This is a genomic window from Streptomyces sp. GLSS-08 (assembly GCF_056387915.1).
In genome coordinates, this window is record NZ_JBWJAQ010000009.1 from 226128 (window position 1) to 240554 (window position 14427).

12 protein-coding genes and 1 pseudogene are annotated in these 14427 nt (G+C 73.5%); 11 read left to right on the forward strand and 2 right to left on the reverse strand.

Annotated features, from left to right (window positions below):
- Nucleotides 1-156: 156 nt before the first annotated feature.
- From AC0ZLC_RS18540 to AC0ZLC_RS18550, 3 genes are read left to right on the forward strand one after another with little or no spacing between them, the layout of a single operon-like run.
- Nucleotides 157-828, forward strand: a complete 672-nt coding sequence (locus AC0ZLC_RS18540; RefSeq protein WP_476753061.1) for a DUF5819 family protein — start codon at nucleotides 157-159, stop codon at nucleotides 826-828.
- Nucleotides 825-2066, forward strand: a complete 1242-nt coding sequence (locus AC0ZLC_RS18545; RefSeq protein ID WP_476753062.1) for an HTTM domain-containing protein — start codon at nucleotides 825-827, stop codon at nucleotides 2064-2066. Before AC0ZLC_RS18540 ends, AC0ZLC_RS18545 begins: the two co-directional genes overlap by 4 nt.
- Nucleotides 2063-2971, forward strand: coding sequence for a TrmH family RNA methyltransferase (locus tag AC0ZLC_RS18550; RefSeq protein ID WP_476753063.1), 909 nt, complete (start codon nucleotides 2063-2065; stop codon nucleotides 2969-2971). The genes AC0ZLC_RS18545 and AC0ZLC_RS18550 overlap by 4 nt, the downstream gene beginning before the upstream one ends.
- Nucleotides 2972-2974: 3 nt before the next feature.
- Here the strand turns inward: AC0ZLC_RS18550 and paaN are convergent, their stop codons facing one another.
- Entirely contained in the window at nucleotides 2975-4681 is a 1707-nt protein-coding gene (gene paaN / locus AC0ZLC_RS18555) for a phenylacetic acid degradation protein PaaN (RefSeq protein ID WP_476753064.1), read from the reverse strand.
- Between the two features lie 148 nt (nucleotides 4682-4829).
- Between paaN and AC0ZLC_RS18560 the strand changes: the two genes are divergently transcribed.
- Entirely contained in the window at nucleotides 4830-6344 is a 1515-nt protein-coding gene (locus AC0ZLC_RS18560) for a 3-hydroxyacyl-CoA dehydrogenase (protein WP_476753065.1), read from the forward strand.
- Complete coding sequence (locus tag AC0ZLC_RS18565; RefSeq protein ID WP_476753066.1) at nucleotides 6341-6931, forward strand: TetR/AcrR family transcriptional regulator; 591 nt, start codon at nucleotides 6341-6343, stop codon at nucleotides 6929-6931. The genes AC0ZLC_RS18560 and AC0ZLC_RS18565 overlap by 4 nt, the downstream gene beginning before the upstream one ends.
- 80 nt (nucleotides 6932-7011) lie before the next feature.
- Here AC0ZLC_RS18565 and AC0ZLC_RS18570 read toward each other — a convergent pair whose 3' ends face one another.
- A complete protein-coding gene (locus AC0ZLC_RS18570) occupies nucleotides 7012-7497 on the reverse strand; it encodes an Lrp/AsnC family transcriptional regulator (RefSeq protein ID WP_358850913.1) in 486 nt (161 codons plus the stop codon).
- A gap of 190 nt (nucleotides 7498-7687) precedes the next feature.
- On the opposite strand from AC0ZLC_RS18570, the gene pdhA reads away from it, so the two are divergent.
- From pdhA to AC0ZLC_RS18600, 6 genes and pseudogenes are all read left to right on the forward strand, one after another.
- Nucleotides 7688-8842 carry a pyruvate dehydrogenase (acetyl-transferring) E1 component subunit alpha gene (pdhA, locus tag AC0ZLC_RS18575; protein ID WP_476753067.1) on the forward strand — a complete coding sequence of 385 codons (1155 nt, stop codon included), beginning with the start codon at nucleotides 7688-7690 and terminating at the stop codon, nucleotides 8840-8842.
- Entirely contained in the window at nucleotides 8839-9843 is a 1005-nt protein-coding gene (locus AC0ZLC_RS18580; RefSeq protein WP_476753068.1) for an alpha-ketoacid dehydrogenase subunit beta, read from the forward strand. Before pdhA ends, AC0ZLC_RS18580 begins: the two co-directional genes overlap by 4 nt.
- On the forward strand, nucleotides 9843-11351 hold the full coding sequence (locus tag AC0ZLC_RS18585) for a dihydrolipoamide acetyltransferase family protein (RefSeq protein ID WP_476753069.1): 1509 nt from the start codon (nucleotides 9843-9845) through the stop codon (nucleotides 11349-11351). The genes AC0ZLC_RS18580 and AC0ZLC_RS18585 overlap by 1 nt, the downstream gene beginning before the upstream one ends.
- A gap of 136 nt (nucleotides 11352-11487) precedes the next feature.
- Nucleotides 11488-11928: pseudogene (mobA, locus tag AC0ZLC_RS18590) on the forward strand (molybdenum cofactor guanylyltransferase); the annotation flags it as partial.
- Nucleotides 11929-11997: 69 nt separating this feature from the next.
- Nucleotides 11998-12990 carry a DUF6457 domain-containing protein gene (locus AC0ZLC_RS18595; protein ID WP_476753142.1) on the forward strand — a complete coding sequence of 331 codons (993 nt, stop codon included), beginning with the start codon at nucleotides 11998-12000 and terminating at the stop codon, nucleotides 12988-12990.
- Nucleotides 12987-14354, forward strand: a complete 1368-nt coding sequence (locus AC0ZLC_RS18600) for a molybdopterin molybdotransferase MoeA (protein ID WP_476753070.1) — start codon at nucleotides 12987-12989, stop codon at nucleotides 14352-14354. The genes AC0ZLC_RS18595 and AC0ZLC_RS18600 overlap by 4 nt, the downstream gene beginning before the upstream one ends.
- The last annotated feature ends 73 nt before the right edge of the window (nucleotides 14355-14427 follow it).

The following is a 14427-nucleotide window of genomic DNA, read 5'->3' on the forward strand; positions in this document are numbered from 1 at the left end:
AACCGCCTGGCGGACCCGGCCCCTCTCGGCGCTGGGCCGGAGAACCGTCCTGCGGACCCGGCCCGTCTCGACGCCGGGCCGGAGAGCCGCCCAGCCGACCCGGCCCGTCCCGACCCCGGGCCGGAGAACCGCCCAGTGGACGGGGCGGAGCCGGTGGTGGCGGGGGCTGTGCCGTCCGACCGGGGCGGGCTCGCCGCGCTCTCGCTTCCGTACCGGATTGCCGTCGCCGTCGCCCTCGCCTTCGTCACGGTCGCCGCCTGTGTGCACCTCGGCATGGTGTTCCTGCACGTCGCGCCCCAGAACACGGCCGCCAGGCAGCACGGCCGCGCCATCGAGGAATGGATCTACCCCGAGTTCGAGCAGAACTGGAAGCTGTTCGCGCCCAACCCGTTGCAGCAGAACATCGCGGTCCAGGTCCGCGCCGAGGTCAGGACCTCGGACGGCGGCCACCGCACGACCGGCTGGTACGACCTGTCCGCGCAGGACGGCGCGGCCATCGACGGCAATCTGCTGCCGAGCCACACGCAGCAGAACGAACTGCGCCGGGCCTGGGACTTCTTCGTCGCCTCGCACGACAGCGAGAACCGTCCGGCCGGCCGGCGCGGCACCATCTCCGAGCACTATCTGCGCCGCATCGTCGTGCTGCGCCTCGGCCGTGAACGGGCGGATGCCGACGCCGGCCGCGTCGAGCGTGTGCAGGTCCGCTCCCGGACCGCCAACGTGCCACCCCCCTCGTGGAGCGAGGAGCAGGTGTCCGACAAGCCGGTCTTCCGTGTGCTGCCCTGGTGGCGGGTGCCGACGGGCGGAGCGGGGGCGAGCGCCCGATGAACCGGTTCTCCCTCGCCCTCGCGCGCGCGATCACCCGCGTCACCGAGACGGCCCTCGGCCCGTACCAGACGGCCGTGATCCGCATCGGCTTCGCCGCCACCTGGCTGATGTTCCTGCTGCGGGAGTTCCCGCACCGCCAGGAGATGTACGGGCCGGACGGGCCCTGGAGCTGGGACCTCGCCCGGCAGCTCATCGCGAACAACCATGCCTTCACTGCCCTGATGTGGTCGGACAGTCAGCTCTGGTTCGAGTGCGTCTACACCCTGGCCGTGCTGTCGAGCGCCCTGTTAATGATCGGCTGGCGCACCCGCACCATGTCCGTCCTGTTCATGATCGGCGTGCTCTCCCTGCAGAACCGCAGCGTCTTCATGGGGGACGGCGGCGACAACGTCCTCCACCTGATGGCCGTCTACCTGGTCTTCACGCGCTGCGGGCAGGTGTGGTCCCTGGACGAACGGCGGGCCCGGCGCGAGCGGGCGGCACGCGTTCAGGAGATACCGGGGGGCGCCGGAAGGTCCGATCCCGTCGGGCCCGCCCTCTGGGGCCTGTTGGGCCTCGCCCTGGTCGCGGCCACGCTCACGGGGAAGATCGACGGCGGATGGCTCGGAGGCTGGCTGACGGTCTTCTGGGGTCTGTGGGCCGTGCAGGGACTGTGGTGGGCGACCGGCCGCCGCGCCCGCACCGAGCAGCCCCGGATCCTGCTGGACGTCGTCGCCAACCTGGCGCACAACGCGGCCCTGGCCGTGATCATGGCGGAGGCCTGTCTGATCTACTCGACCGCCGGCTGGTACAAGATCCAGGGTTCGCGCTGGCAGGACGGTACCGCCGTCTACTACCCACTGCACCTGGACTACTTCTCGCCCTGGCCCGCGCTCTCCGACCTGCTGACCGCGCACGGCACGATGGTGCTGCTGGTGACGTACGGGACGGTCGTCGTGCAGGTCGCCTTCCCGTTCACCCTCTTCAACCGGCGGGTGAAGAACGTCCTGCTGGCGGTCATGATGACCGAGCACGCCGTGATCGCCGTGGTCCTCGGGCTGCCGTTCTTCTCGCTGGCGATGATCGCTGCCGACGCGGTGTTCCTGCCGACGTCCTTCCTGCGGCGCGTGGGCGGATGGGCGGCACGCACGCGTGGAGGTGGTTTTCCCGGCCGGGCCCGTACGGTGCCGGGGCCGCGCGGGCAGCAACCACTCAGCTCGGAGCCGGCGGAAGGGACGCACGTAGGCTTCGGGGCATGAACGACCCGGGCTGCGGCAGGCAAGACAGGTACGGCGACACGGGTACCGGTACGGGCACTGACGGGTACGGCGACACGGGTACCGGTACGGGCACCGACAGGTACCGCGACACGGGTACCGGTTCCGAAACCGTTGCCGGCACGGCATCCCGCGGCGCGGACGACGCGGTGCGGGTCTGGCACCGCCTCGCCGACAGCTCGGTCCTGCTCGACGGCTTCCACGCGCTCAAGCACGCGGTGCGCTTCCGGGCCGAGATCCCCGTGGCGATCACCGCGGACCGGCGGGCGGCGCTCGCCCTGGCCGACGAACTGGCCCCGGACGTACGGGACGTGCTGGACATGCTCCTGATCGAGGTCCCGGAGGGCACGCTGCGGGCTCTCATCCCGCGTCCGCACCCCACCGCGGTGGCGGCGCTGGCCGTACGACCCTCCAGGGCGGCCCATCTCGAAACCCTGGCGCGCCCGGCCCGCACGGCGCCCGTCGTCGTGCTCGACGATCCCAGGAACCTGGGCAACGCGGGCGCCGTCATCCGGCTCGCGGCGGGTTTCGGGGCGACCGGCGTGGTCACCACCGGCACGCTCGACCCCTGGCACCCCACGGTCGTACGCGGCGGGGCGGGTCTGCACTTCGCGACCGTCGTGGAGCGGCTGACGGTCGCCGAGCTGCCGCCCGGGCCGCTCTTCGCCCTCGACGCGGAGGGCGAGGACATCCGCGGGCTGAGGATCCCGGACGACGCGGTCCTGGCCTTCGGCTCCGAGCGCAGCGGGCTCTCCGCCGAACTGCGTGCCCGGACCGACCGGCTGGTGTCCCTGCCGATGCGCCCCCAGGTCTCCAGCTACAACCTCGCGACCAGCGTGGCGATGACGCTGTTCCACTGGAGTGCCGCCGGGGGCGCGCCGGCGTGACGGCTACGCCTCGCGGCGGACCTCCACGACCCGGAAGCGGTTCGCCACGAACGCGCCGTCGCACAGGGCCGAGTTGGCTGCGGCGTTGCCGCCGGAGCCGTGGAAGTCGGAGAAGGCCGCTGTCTGGTTGACGTAGACCCCGCCGGTCAGATTCAGCGAGAGCTGGGCGCACTCGTCGAAGCAGGCCTCCTGCACGGCCTGCTCGACCTCGTCGGAGGTGGTGTACGCGCCGACCGTCATCGCGCCCTTGTCCCTGATGCTCCGCCGCAGCAGGTCCACGGCGTCCGTCGCCGAGTCGACCGCGACGGCGAACGAGACGGGTCCGAAGCATTCGCTCAGGTAGGCGGCCTCGGTCTCGGCGCCCTCCCAGTACTTCCGGGCGCCGTCGAGCTTCACGATCACCGGGGTGCGGACGACGGCGTCCGGGAACTCCGGGTTGGCGATTTCCCGTGAGGGCAGGGCGACTTCGCCGAGGCCGGACGCGGCCTCCAGGCGGGCCTTCACGTCGGGGTTGACGATGGCGCCGAGCAGCGCGTTCGCGCGGGCGTCGTCGCCGAGGAGCCCGTCGACCGACCTGGCGAGGTCGGCGACCACCTCGTCGTACGACTTGGGGCCCTCGTCCGTGCGGATGCCGTCGCGGGGGACCAGCAGGTTCTGCGGGGTCGTGCACATCTGGCCGCTGTACAGGGACAGGGAGAAGGCGAGGTTCGACAGCATGCCCTTGTAGTCGTCGGTCGAGTCGACGAGGACCGTGTTGACGCCGGCCTTCTCCGTGTACACCTGCGCCTGGCGGGCGTTGGCCTCCAGCCAGTCGCCGAACTCCGTCGAGCCCGTGTAGTCGATGATCCGGATCTCGGGGCGGACGGCCAGGGTCTTGGCGATGCCCTCTCCGGGGCGCTCGGCGGCCAGCGCCACCAGATTCGGGTCGAAGCCGGCCTCGGCGAGCACCTCGCGGGCCACCTGCACGGTGAGCGCGAGGGGCAGGACGGCCCGCGGGTGGGGCTTGACCAGGACCGCGTTCCCGGTGGCCAGGGAGGCGAACAGGCCCGGATAGCCGTTCCACGTGGGGAAGGTGTTGCAGCCGATCAGCAGGGCGATGCCGCGCGGGACCGGCGTGAACTGCTTGGTCAGCGCGAGCGGGTCGCGCTTGCCCTGGGGCTTGCTCCACTCCGCGGTGTCCGGGGTGCGGACCTGCTCCACGTACGCGTACGCCACTGCTTCCAGGCCGCGGTCCTGCGCGTGCGGCCCGCCCGCCTGGAACGCCATCATGAAAGCCTGGCCGCTGGTGTGCATGACCGCGTGGGCGAACTCGTGCGTCCGGTCGCTGATCCGCTTGAGGATCTCCAGGCAGACCACCGCGCGCATCTCCGCGCCCGCGTCGCGCCACGCCCGCAGGCCGGCGCGCATGGCCGGGAGCAGCACTTCGGCGTCGACATGCGGATAGCTGACGCCGAGCTCGATCCCGTACGGCGAGGTCTCGCCGCCGACCCAGTCGTCCGTGCCGGGCTGGCCGAGGTCGAGGCGGGTGCCCAGGAGCGCGTCGAAGGCGGCCTTGCCCTCCGCCATGCCCAGGCTCCCGTGCTCCCCGTAGGCCTTGGGGTGCTCGGGGTGCGGGGACCAGTACGCGCGCGTGCGGATCGCTTCCAGCGCCTGGTCGAGGGTGGGCCGGTGCTGTGCGATGAGCTGGTGCGCGGTGAGTTCGGCGGCCATCAAGGACCAACTCCTCGTCTCAGGAGCTCCTCGTCGAGCTCGCGAGCTGGGCAGGAAGGGACGGACACGGCTAGAGTAACCGAACGATCGGTCGGGACAAGGGGGACCGCCGCATCTGTGGAAAACCGTGTGCGGGAGGATCGCGAGCATGACAGCACTCGACCTCAGCAGCCCCGTGGCCGTCGTCGGCACCGGCACCATGGGCCAGGGCATCGCCCAGGTCGCGCTGGTCGCGGGCCGGCCCGTGCGGCTGTACGACGCCGCTCCGGGACGCGCCGAAGAGGCGGCCCGGGCGATCGGCGCCCGACTCGACCGGCTCGTCGAGAAGGACCGGCTCAGCGCCGCCGACCGGGACGCCGCCCGTGCCCGGCTGCATCCCGCGCACAGCCTCGGGGAGCTCGCCGACTGCGTGCTCGTCGTGGAGGCGGTGCTCGAACAGCTCGACGTGAAGCAGCAGCTCTTCCGTGACCTGGAGGACGTGGTCGGGGACGACGCCCTGCTCGCCACGAACACCTCCTCCCTGTCCGTCACGGCCATCGGCGGCGCGCTGCGCAACCCGGGCCGCTTCGTCGGGCTGCACTTCTTCAACCCCGCCCCGCTGCTGCCCCTGGTGGAGGTCGTCTCCGGGTTCGCCACCGACGTCACGTCGGCCACGCGCGCGTACGAGACGGCCCGCGCCTGGGGGAAGACCCCGGTGGCCTGCGCGGACACCCCGGGCTTCATCGTCAACCGCATCGCCCGGCCCTTCTACGCCGAGGCCTTCGCGGTGTACGAGTCCCAGGCCGCCGATCCCGCCACGATCGACGCCGTGCTGCGCGAGTCCGGCGGCTTCCGGATGGGCGCCTTCGAGCTGACGGACCTGATCGGTCAGGACGTCAACGAGTCCGTCACGCACTCCGTGTGGCAGGCGTTCTTCCAGGACGTGCGCTTCACGCCCTCGCTCGCCCAGCGGCGGCTCGTCGAGTCCGGTCGGCACGGCCGCAAGGCGGGACACGGCTGGTACGACTACGCGGACGGCGCCGAGCGTCCCGAGCCGCACACCGCGGAGAAGGCCCGCCCGCCCGCGTACGTCACCGTCGAGGGCGACCTCGGACCGGCCCGCGAACTCGTCGCCCTGATCCGCGAGGCGGGCATCCAGGTCCGCGAGGAGGAAGAGGACCACGGCACCCGCCTGCTGCTGCCCTCCGGCGGTCAGCTGGCCCTCGCCGACGGCCAGACCTCGGTCGAGTTCCGTGACGTCGTCTACTTCGACCTGGCGCTCGACTACCGGAGGGCCACCCGGATCGCCCTGTCGGCCGCCCAGGACACCGCCTCCCAGACGCTCTCGGAGGCCACCGGCCTCTTCCAGGCGCTCGGCAAGGACGTCAGTGTCATCGGGGACGCGCCCGGCATGATCGTCGCCCGGACGGTGGCCCGGATCATCGACCTGGCGCACGACGCCGTCGCCAAGGGCGTGGCCACGGAGGAGGACATCGACACCGCGATGCGGCTCGGCGTCAACTACCCGCTGGGCCCCTTCGAATGGAGCCGCAAGCTCGGCAGGACCTGGGCGCACGACCTCCTGGAGGAACTGCACCTGCGCGAACCCTCCGGCCGCTACGCGCCCTCTCTCGCGCTGTACCGCCACGGACACGCCCCCGAGAAGCGGGAGGGCACCTCATGACCACCGCCAAGCGGGACACGTACACCCCGCAGACGCTCCTGCACGTCGCCGTGCAGGTCTTCATCGAGCGGGGCTACGACGGCACCTCCATGGAGCACCTGTCCAAGGCCGCCGGCATCTCGAAGTCCTCGATCTACCACCACGTCGCGGGCAAGGAGGAGCTGCTGGGCCGGGCCGTGCGCCGGGCCCTCGACGGCCTCTTCGGGATCCTCGACGAGGAGCACGCGCGCGTGGGGCGTGCCGTGGAGCGCCTGGAGTACGTAGTACGGCGCATGGTGGAGGTCCTCACGGCCGAGCTGCCGTACGTGACGCTGCTGCTGCGGGTGCGCGGCAACACGGACACCGAGCGCTGGGCCCTGGAGCGGCGCCGCGACTTCGACCACCGGGTGGCCGAGCTGCTGAGGGCGGCGGCCGCCGACGGCGACGTGCGCGACGACGTGGAGTTCAGGCTCGCCACGCGGCTGGTCTTCGGAATGATCAACTCGATCGTGGAGTGGTACCGGTCCGACGGCCGGGGTTCGGCCGAGCGGGAAGTGTCCGACGCGGTCGTGCGGCTCGTGTTCGAGGGGCTCCGCAAGGAGGGCTGAGTCCGGGGAGCGAGCCTCGCCCACCCCTGTCGAGAAGGGGATCCTCCGCCCGGTGCGGGAGCGCGGTGTGCCCGCACCTCTCACCCCTCCGGCTCCACGTCCTCCTCCTCGAAGACCAGCAGCGTCCGTGTGCTGAGCACCTCGGGGATGGCCTGGAGGCGGGTCAGCACCAGCTCCCGCAGCGCCCGGTTGTGGGGGGTGTGCACCAGCAGCAGGACGTCGAAGTCGCCGCCCACCAGCGAGATGTGGGCGGCCCCCGGCAGCGCCCGCAACTGCTCGCGCACGGTACGCCACGAGTTCTGCACGATCTTGAGGGTGATGTACGCCGAGGTGCCCGCTCCGGCGCGCTCGTGGTTGACGCGGGCCCCGAAACCGCGGATGACGCCGTCCTCGACGAGACGGTTGATCCGCGCGTAGGCATTGGCCCGTGACACGTGGACGCGCTCCGCCACCGAACGTATCGAGGCGCGCCCGTCCGCCTGGAGCATCTGCAGGATGTCCTGGTCGATGGCGTCGAGCGGGCGGGCGGGCGGAAGCGCCGATCCGGCCTCGGGCCCCTCGGCCATTTGTTCAGGTGCCATGTCCCCCCGCCTCCCTACCATGGACGTACTGCGTCCATCACAGGCTGTGCAGAACCGTTTGTCCACAGCCTGGCGGTGCCTGTAGCCAAAATGCGCCGACGACCGAACAATCGGTAGGTGAGGCGCATCACACCCGGTGCGTCTCTCCCAGCCGCTCCCACGAGGAGGTGCCGTCATGACGGTCATGGAGCAGCGAGGCGCTTACCGGCCCACACCGCCGCCCGCCTGGCAGCCACGCACCGACCCCGCGCCGCTGCTTCCCGACGCGCTGCCCCACCGCGTCCTCGGCACCGAGGCCGCCGCGCAGGCCGACCCGGACCTGCTGCGCCGGCTGTACGCCCAGCTGGTCCGCGGCCGCCGCTACAACACGCAGGCCACGGCCCTCACCAAGCAGGGCCGCCTCGCGGTCTACCCCTCCACCACCGGTCAGGAGGCCTGCGAGGTCGCCGCCGCCCTCGTCCTCGAAGAGCGCGACTGGCTCTTCCCGAGCTACCGCGACACCCTCGCGGCCGTCGCCCGCGGCCTCGACCCCGTCCAGGCCCTCACCCTGCTGCGCGGCGACTGGCACACCGGCTACGACCCGCGCGAGCACCGCATCGCGCCCCTGTGCACCCCGCTCGCCACCCAGCTCCCGCACGCCGTGGGCCTCGCCCACGCCGCTCGCCTGAAGGGCGACGACGTGGTCGCGCTCGCCATGGTCGGCGACGGCGGCACCAGCGAGGGCGACTTCCACGAGGCGCTGAACTTCGCCGCCGTGTGGCAGGCCCCGGTCGTCTTCCTGGTCCAGAACAACGGCTTCGCCATCTCCGTCCCGCTCGCCAAGCAGACCGCGGCCCCCTCGCTGGCCCACAAGGCCGTCGGCTACGGGATGCCGGGCCGGCTGGTCGACGGCAACGACGCGGCGGCCGTGCACGAGGTCCTCTCCGACGCCGTACGGCACGCGCGCGCGGGGGGCGGCCCGACGCTCGTCGAGGCCGTCACGTACCGCATCGACGCCCACACGAACGCCGACGACGCCACCCGCTACCGGGGCGACGCCGAGGTCGAGACCTGGCGCGCGCACGACCCGATCGCCCTGCTGGAGCGGGAGCTGACCGAGCGGGGCCTGCTCGACGAGGACGGCATACGGGCCGCGCGGGAGGACGCCGAGGCCATGGCCGCCGATCTGCGCGCGCGCATGAACCAGGACGCGGTGCTCGACCCCATGGACCTGTTCGCCCATGTGTACGCCGAGCCCACCCCACAGCTGCGGGAACAGGAGGCCCAGTTGCGCGCGGAGCTCGAAGCCGAGGCGGACGGGACGCACGGGGCGGAAGGTGCCGGGCGATGACCACCGTTGCCCTGAAACCGGCCACCATGGCGCAGGCTCTCGGGCGCGCGCTGCGCGACGCCATGGCCGACGACCCGACGGTCCACGTCATGGGCGAGGACGTCGGCACGCTCGGCGGTGTCTTCCGGGTCACCGACGGCCTGGCCGAGGAGTTCGGCGAGGACCGCTGCACGGACACGCCCCTCGCGGAGGCGGGCATCCTCGGGACCGCCGTCGGCATGGCGATGTACGGCCTGCGGCCGGTCGTCGAGATGCAGTTCGACGCCTTCGCCTATCCGGCGTTCGAGCAGCTGATCAGCCACGTCGCGCGCATGCGCAACCGCACACGCGGGGCCATGCCGCTGCCGATCACCATCCGCGTCCCGTACGGGGGAGGCATCGGCGGCGTCGAGCACCACAGCGACTCCTCCGAGGCGTACTACATGGCGACTCCAGGGCTTCACGTCGTCACGCCCGCCACCGTCGCCGACGCCTACGGGCTGCTGCGCGAGGCCATCGCCTCCGACGACCCCGTGGTCTTCCTGGAACCCAAGCGCCTGTACTGGTCGAAGGATTCCTGGAACCCGCAGGAGCCGACGGCCGTTGAACCGACAGGCCGCGCGGTGGTGCGGCGCTCGGGCCGGAGCGCCACGCTCGTCACGTACGGCCCGTCCGTGCCGGTCTGCCTGGAGGCGGCCGAGGCCGCGCGGGCCGAGGGCTGGGACCTCGAAGTCGTCGACCTGCGCTCCCTGGTGCCGTTCGACGACGAGACGGTGTGCGCGGCCGTCCGGCGGACCGGACGCGCGGTCGTCGTCCACGAGTCCGGTGGGTACGGCGGGCCGGGCGGAGAGATCGCCGCGCGGATCACCGAGCGCTGCTTCCACCACCTGGAGGCACCGGTGCTGAGGGTGGCCGGGTTCGACATCCCGTATCCGCCGCCGATGCTGGAGCGCCACCATCTGCCCGGTGTCGACCGGATCCTGGACGCGGTGGCGCGGCTGCAATGGGAGGGGGGAAGCTGATGGCCCAGGTGCTGGAGTTCAAGCTCCCCGACCTCGGGGAGGGCCTCACCGAGGCGGAGATCGTCCGCTGGCTCGTCCAGGTCGGTGACGTCGTCGCGGTGGACCAGCCGGTCGTCGAGGTCGAGACGGCCAAGGCGATGGTCGAGGTGCCGTGTCCCTACGGGGGCGTGGTCACCGCCCGCTTCGGCGACGAGGGCAGCGAACTGCCCGTGGGCGCCCCGCTGATCACGGTCGCGGTCGGGGCGCCCGCGCCGGCGGACGCAGACGAGGGGTCGGGCAACGTCCTCGTGGGATACGGCACGCAGGCCCCGCCCTCGCGGCGCAGGCGGGTGCGGCCCGCGGCGCCCGGATCAGGGCCGCGCACGGACGGTTTCGCCGCCGCGGGGGCCGCAGCGCCGTCCTCGGCGGTGGGCACCGCCCCCGCCGGAGCGCCCGCCGGATCCCCGGCGGCCGTCGTGCCGGACGCGGCGGGAGCCGTGGCCGACGGCGCGTTCGGCTCCGACGGCGCCGGTGCGGAGCGGACAGTCGGTTCGGAGCGGGCCGTTCGTGCGGAAGGACCGGTTCCGGTGATTTCCCCGCTGGTGCGCAGGCTCGCCCGGGAGAACGGTCTCGACCTGCGGGAGCTGGCGGGTTCGGGGCCGGACGGACTGATCCTGCGGGCGGACGTCGAGTCCGCGCTGCGGGCCGCCGGTGCCGGGAGGGGCACGGTACGAGTACCGGGCGAGCGTCCCTCCGGTACGGAGCGGCCGTCCGTCGCGCGCGGTGACGCCGACGGGGTTCCCGTTCCGTCCGGGGCCGCCCGGACGGAGGCCGTCACGGACGGGGTACGCGTGCCCCTGCGGGGTGTCCGCGGTGCCGTCGCCGACAAGCTCTCCCGGAGCCGTCGCGAGATACCCGACGCGACCTGCTGGGTCGACGCCGACGCGACGGAACTGATGCGGGCGCGCGCGGCGATGAACGCGGCGGGCGGTCCGAAGATCCCGCTGCTGGCGCTGCTCGCCCGGATCTGCACCGCCGCGCTGGCCCGCTACCCGGAGCTCAACTCGACGGTCGACATGGACGCCCGCGAGATCGTGCGGCTCGACCGGGTGCACCTGGGCTTCGCCGCCCAGACCGAGCGCGGGCTCGTCGTGCCCGTCGTCAGGGACGCGCACGCGCGGGACACGGAGTCGCTCGGCGCGGACTTCGCACGGCTGACCGAGGCGGCGCGGACCGGGACGCTGACACCCGGGGACCTCACGGGCGGGACGTTCACGCTGAACAACTACGGCGTGTTCGGAGTGGACGGCTCCACGCCGATCATCAACCACCCGGAGGCGGCCATGCTCGGCGTCGGCCGCATCGTCCCCAAGCCGTGGGTGCACGAGGGTGAGCTGGCCGTACGGCAGGTCGTACAGCTCTCGCTCACCTTCGACCACCGGGTGTGCGACGGCGGCACGGCGGGAGGTTTCCTGCGGTTTGTCGCGGACTGCGTGAAGCAGCCGGCGGTCCTGTTGCGGACGCTGTAGTCCGTCGGGGTCCGTCGTAGCCCGTAGTGGTCCGTCGTGGGCCTGCGAGAAGTTGGTCGTAGTCCGTCGGAGGGTGCCCCCGTCCACATGCTGTGCACGGGGTGGAAATGATCCTTCGGGCGCCCATACTCGGGGGATGACCGCGCACGAGTCACCGGGCGCCGCCGATGCCGCGTCCGTCGACGTCGCCCCGACCGCGGGCGACGTGTACGGCGTGCCCGTGGGGCCTGCCGCGTTCGACGCCGTCGTGCTTGCCGGGGGCGGGGCGCGACGGCTCGGGGGCGCGGACAAGCCCGGGGTGCGGGTGGGCGGACGGGCGCTGCTCGACCGGGTGCTGGCCGCGTGCGCGGGTGCCGGGGCCGTCGTCGTCGTGGCCGACCGGAGGCCGACGGCGCGGCCCGTCGTGTGGGCGCGTGAGGATCCCCCGGGGGCGGGGCCGGTCGCCGCGCTGGCCGCGGGGTTGCGGCACACCACCGCCGAGTACGTCGTCGTACTCTCCGCCGATCTGCCGTTCCTGACGGCGGGGACGGTTCGGCGGCTGCTGGCCGCGCTCCGGCCGGCCACCGTGGTTCCGGACGCCCTCGACCGGGCCAACGCCGACCGGGCCAACGCCGACCCGGCCAATGTCGACCCGGCCACCGTTGGTTTGGACACCGCGGTTCCGGGCGCCGCGGTTCCGGGCGCCGCCGGCGGGGGTGCTGCCGCTGCGGGCTTCGCGGACCCGGCCTCGGCCTCGGCGGGTGCCGCCGATCAGACGGCCGACGGCCCGGGCGCTGCTGATCCGGTCACGGCGGACCCGGACCCGGTCCCAGCACCCCCGTCCGCCGCCGATCCGGGTGCCGCCGATCCGGCTGCCGTCGACCCGGTAGCCGTCGACCCCGGCCGCTCCCCGCGGTCCGCCCCGGTCCCGTCCACTCACCCCTCGCACCCCACCGGAGCCCCGTCCACTCACCGCCCGCACCCCACCGAAGCCCCGTCCAGTCACCCCCCGCACCCCGACGGCGTTCTCCTCACCGATCGCGGTGGGCGGGAGCAGCCGTTGGTCGCCGTGTACCGGGCGGCGGCGTTGCGGCGGGTGCTGGGGGCGCTCGGCGGTGACCGGGGCGGGTTGGAAGGGCTGCCGTTGCGGCGGGTCACCGCCGCGCTCGACCTCACCCGTATCTCCGATCCCGTCGCGTCCTTCGACTGCGACACCTGGGACGACATCGCCGCCGCTCGGTCACGCATCAGGGAGCATGGGCACGTGTTGGATGAATGGATTTCCGCAGTCAAGGACGAACTGGGCATCGACCTGGACGTCGACACCGGCGTCCTGCTGGATCTCGCCCGCGACGCCGCGCACTCCGTGGCCCGCCCGGCGGCGCCGCTGACCACGTTCCTCGTGGGGTACGCGGCCGCGCAGGCGAAGGGCGGCCCCGACGCGGTGGCCGAAGCCGCCCGCAGGGCGTCGGCGCTGGCCCTCGCCTGGGCGGCCGAGGACGCCTCACCCCAGCCGGACACCGGCCCGCCCGCCCCGTCGGCCACGACCGCGGACCCGTCGGCCACGACCGCGGACCCGTCGGCCACGACCGCGGACCCGTCGGCCACGACCGGGGCCCCGTCCGACGACGGTCCCGCCGGTCGCCCGGACGCCGGATGACCGCCGCCCGCGGCACCCGGAACAGCCAGGAGGACGAGGACTTCGACGTCGAAGAGGCCCTCGCCCTGGTCAAGGGGGAAACCGTCCCCACGCCCCAGAGCCGGCCCGCCCCCGCCCCCGACGGCGGAAGGCACGGACACCCCACCGCCCCCACCGAGCATCACCGGGCCACCCCGTGGCCGCAGGCACGCACCCTCGCCGAACGGGCCGGCCGTGCCGGTGCGTGCCGGGCGCCCGTCTCCGTACCGCTCGATGCCTCCCTCGGTCTGGTTCTCGCCGCGCCGCTCGCCGCGCTCACGGACCTGCCCTCCTTCGACACGTCCGCGATGGACGGGTGGGCGGTGGCGGGTCCCGGTCCCTGGGACGTGCGCGAGGAGGGCGTGCTCGCCGGGCAGGCCCAGCCGGAGCGGCTCACCGACGGGGAGGCGGTGCGGATCGCCACCGGGGCGCGTATCCCGCAGGACGTGACCGCCGTCCTGCGCAGTGAGCACGGGCGGACCGACGAGAAGGGACGCCTGCACGCGACCCGCGAGGTCGTCCACGGGCAGGACATCCGGCCGCGGGGCCAGGAGTGCCGCAACGGCGACCAGCTCCTGCCCGTCGGCGCGCTGGTCACCCCGGCCGTGCTGGGCCTCGCCGCGGCCGCCGGCTACGACGCACTCGCCGCTCTCCCCCGCCCGCGGGCCGAGGTCCTCGTCCTCGGCGACGAGCTGCTCACGTCGGGTCTTCCCCGGGACGGGCTCATCCGGGACGCCCTCGGTCCCATGCTGCCGTCCTGGCTGCGGGCCGCCGGCGCCGAGGTCGTCGGCGTGCGGCGGCTGGGCGACGACGCCGAGGCCCTGCACCAGGCGATCGCCGGATCCGGCGCCGACCTGATCGTCACGACCGGCGGTACCGCCGCCGGCCCCGTCGACCACGTGCACCCCGTCCTGGCCCGCCTCGGCGCCGAGCTCCTCGTGGACGGCGTCAAGGTCCGCCCCGGGCACCCCATGCTGCTGGCCCGCACCAAGGAGAACCAGCACCTCGTCGGGCTGCCCGGCAATCCCCTGGCCGCGGTCTCCGGGCTGCTCACGCTCGCCGAGCCCCTGCTGCGGACCCTCGCCGGACGGGCGGCTCCGGAGCCGTACGCGATGCCTCTCACGGAAGCCGTGCACGGGCACCCCTACGACACCCGGCTCGTCCCCGTCGCGCTGCGCGCCGAGCGGGCCGTGCCGCTGCACTACAACGGTCCGGCGATGCTGCGGGGCATCGCCGCGTCCGACGCCCTCGCCGTCGTACCGCCCGGCGGTGCCCGGGCCGGTCAGGAGCTGGAGATCCTCGACCTGCCCTGGGCCCTGGCGGGCCTCGGGGCGTGCATCGAGTGACCGGCGCATCGCCCCCTCCCTGACCGGCAGCCGACCGGGCGGGCCCCGACCCACCGGGCGGGCCCCGACCCAC